General features: G+C 67.0%; 1 pseudogene. It reads left to right on the plus strand.

Annotation, left to right across the window (positions count from 1 at the left end):
* A pseudogene (locus DK26_RS29505) lies at positions 1-212 on the plus strand (hypothetical protein); the annotation flags it as partial.

Consider the following 212-nt stretch of genomic DNA (forward strand, 5'->3'; position numbering starts at 1 on the left):
CGACCGATGCGGATGGCGACACGATCACGAAGTACCGTCTGTGGGACGGCACGTCGGACGCTTCGAGCGGCTACTGGAAGGTGAACGGCGTCGAGAAGGCGGCGAGCCAGACCTTCGAGATCACGGCGGCTGATCTGGCGAACACGGTCTGGACGGCGGGGGCTGTGAGCGATGCCGTGTCGGTCCAGGCCTTCGACGGCGTGGCCTGGAGC

The organism is Allobosea sp. WAO (genome assembly GCF_001509835.1).
GTDB lineage: Bacteria > Pseudomonadota > Alphaproteobacteria > Rhizobiales > Beijerinckiaceae > Allobosea.